General features: G+C 38.5%; 2 protein-coding genes. Both read right to left on the bottom strand.

Going from position 1 to position 3,416, the window contains the following annotated elements:
- Positions 1 to 2,096 (bottom strand): DUF5107 domain-containing protein (locus VFS71_RS06700; protein WP_326400149.1); only part of this gene is annotated, 2,096 nt, incomplete at its 3' end.
- 14 nt (positions 2,097 to 2,110) lie between these two features.
- A partial coding sequence (locus VFS71_RS06695; RefSeq protein WP_326400147.1) for a sugar porter family MFS transporter occupies positions 2,111 to 3,416 on the bottom strand: 1,306 nt, incomplete at its 5' end.

The following is a 3,416-nucleotide window of genomic DNA, read 5'->3' as shown; positions in this document are numbered from 1 at the left end:
CACTGACGCATAATGGTATTCATTTCGTCTAATACAGTTTGGTCTTTTGTCAGCAGATATTTCTCAAAACGGCATCCCATATTAAAACGGTCAATTTTAAGAGAATCTTCAATCCATGCTAAAGCTTCCTGATTTCTGTTTAACTTTCTCAAAATAGAAGCTTTCAACTGACGTGCCTTGTGGTTGTGCCAATTGCGGATAAGTGACGATTCTACTCTTTCCAGCGCTTCTGTCCATTCGCCTTTTATACTGTCAATTTGTGCCAATGCATAAAAACCGGCGTCCTGCCAAGCCGCATTCCAGGTCGATTTGAAAAGTGAATTGTAAGCTTCATCATTTTTCCCCTGCAGTTTTAAGCAGAAACCTAAATTATAAAGCGGTTCACCGTCAATCGGATTTGGATTGCGTTCTGTTAAAACTTCAACTGCGGTTCTGAAATACGTTTCGGCTTTTTCAAACTGTCCTCTTCTCAGCATCAATAAACCAACAGCATTGTTACATCTCACATCTCTAGAATCTCTGCTTAAAGCTTCAAAATAATAATCCAGCGGATTGTAAGTCGCGTGTCTGTATTGTTCCAAATGCAGACCTGTCAAATACAGCTGCTCCATTGAAGCAATATCTTTTGGATCCAGCGCTGCTTTTGCAGGATCTGGAACTGGTTTTATTTCAGCTTTTTCTTCCTGATACTGAACCAGAATTTTACCATTCGAAGTATAAACCGTAAAAATTAAATCCTCAGATGCTGTTTCTCCAATTGAAACTCTCTTTTTATACGGATTTACAGGAGAAATCGTAATTTCATCCTGAAACAATACCTTATTTTGATTGTCTTTTAATTCAATTTTTAAGTTTTCATAAAGACCTGTTGTGTACAAAATCAGATCGGCCTCATTACCTTCAACTTCAATGTTTATAATCGCATCTTTGGTTGCATTTTTAACGTAGCCAACTTCGGCGTACGGCATAAAATACTGTACCCAAGATTTTTCTTCATAAGCCTGAAACCAAGAAAAATCAGGCTGATTGTCTGTAAAAACTCCTGTCATTAATTCGATATACGGACCGTCTTTATCAGTTAAATTTCTGTCCCAGGCCAAACCGAAATCTCCGTTACCCCATGTCCATTGTTTTTTTCCAGGAGACACATGATGATTGGCAACGTGCAGTAATCCAGCCTGTACATTGTCTTCGTAACCACCCACAAAATTATATTTGGACTGAACCGCCATATAGGATGTTGGAACAGGTATGTTTTTATATTTCGAAATATCAACTCCTGCAGAATAGTCCTGTTTGTAATATTCTCCAGTCGCAATCGGGAATTTAGAGACATCTCTTTTTCCGTGGTCAAATACTGCATTCACATCCGGAGGGAAAACCGATTTATAACCGTCATTCACCACCACAGCAGGATTTGCCCACCAAAGAAAAGTCTGAGGAAAAGCAGTACGGTTATAGATTTTTACTTTGATTTCGATGTAAGCTTTATCAGGATGCATTGTGAATCCCTGCATTCCTTTGGTTCTAAACATTCTTTCCACTTCATTGCACCAGATTGTTTTGCTTCCATCTTCATTTTCTTCAATATTATAATCCGTAGGCAAAAAAGTGCTCGGACGGTGGTGCTGTGGCCAGTTGAACTCAATTCCGCCAGAAATCCAAGGTCCTGTTAACCCCACAAGAGCAGGCTTTATAACCTGATTGTAATACACAAAATGACGCTGTTTTACTTTGTCATACGCCATGTGAACACGTCCTCCTAATTCTGGCAGAATCATTATTTTGATGTATTTGTTTTCTAAAAATACAGCGTTATATGACTTATCGAATTTTTCATCTGATAATTTTTCTACAACAGGATAAGGGTAAACAGATCCTGAACTTCCCTGATATACCCTTTTTTCAAGAAAAATCGGGTTCTTTTCTTCTTCGCCAATTTGGTACGTAGGCAGTAAAACAACTTCTTCCCAAACGCGTACTACACCATCTTCATTAACGGTAGACTGAATTAAATAAGCTGTTATTTTTTCGTCCTGACCCGTTTCGTTAACCGATTGCTTTGCATTCAAATTATCTGCAATTGTATTTTCCATTTTATTATATGCTATTATTTTGTCAATTCATTTTCTATTTCCTCTAAAGACTTTCCTTTCGTTTCCGGCAGGGAAATACGAAGGAAAAAATACCCTAATAGACAAATCAGACCGTAAAGCCAGAATGTTCCGTAAGAGCCAAGACTGCTGTTTAGTATTGGGAAAGTGTAAGTCAGCACGAAACAGGCTGTCCAAAGAGCGAAAGTCGAAATCGCCATTGCCATGGCACGTATTTTTGTCGGGAATATTTCAGATAAAACAACCCATGTAATTGGTGCCAATGTCATGGCATAGCAGGAAATAGCAGCTATAACAAGTCCTAAAACTGCAAGCCCAGTTATTTCGTAATAATAACATGCCCCTAGCAATGCATAGATGAAAAATAATCCGATTGAACCGATAAGCATCAGCGTTCTTCTTCCCCAACGGTCTACAAAATACATTCCTGCGAATGTGAAGATTACATTCGTTACGCCTGTAATAACGATATTGAACAGGATATCCGAAACGCCATAACCGGCAGCTGAAAATATTTCCTGAGCATAATTAAAAATCACATTAATACCACACCATTGCTGAAAGGCTGCGATAACAATTCCCAATAAAAGAATTTTAGGCATTTTGCCGTCGAAAAGCATTTTATAATTCACTTCTTCTTTGACGTCTCCTGCACTTGATTTCAATTCTTCAATTTGTTCCTTTGCAAAAGCAAGTCCGCCAATTTTAGTAAAAATAGATTCAGCTTTACCATATTTACGCTGACTCGCCAGCCATCTTGGACTTTCTGGTATAATTAATATCAAAGCAAAAAAGGCTACTGATGGAATGGCTCCAGCCCAAAACATATATCTCCAGCCCCATTGACCATTCCAGGAGTTCAAAATATCCTGTCCTTCTACAATCGGGTCTGCAATTAACCAATTCACAATCTGCGCCGCCAATATTCCTATAACAACAGTTAACTGGTTTATCGAAACAAATTTCCCTCTTGATTCACTCGGAGCAATTTCGGCAATATACATTGGTGAAAGATTCGAAGCAATACCAATACCAATACCGCCAACAACTCTCCAGACAATAAACCATTCTATTGTATCAACCAATCCGGTACCTACTGCTGCAAGTGTAAAAAAGATTGAAGCGACAATCATTAAGGGCTTTCTACCGTATTTATCAGACAAACTTCCGGAAATCATTACACCCAATAAACAGCCTAAAATAGCACTGCCCATTACCCACCCCTGCATAGAAGGAGAATTAGTAATATTAAAAAAAACTTCATAAAATGGCTTTGCACCGCCAATTACAACCCAGTCATAC

The organism is Flavobacterium sp. (assembly GCF_035760125.1).
Taxonomy (GTDB): Bacteria; Bacteroidota; Bacteroidia; order Flavobacteriales; family Flavobacteriaceae; genus Flavobacterium.
The sequence above is the reverse complement of the archived record's forward strand: the minus strand, read 5'-3'. Positions and strand labels throughout refer to the sequence as shown.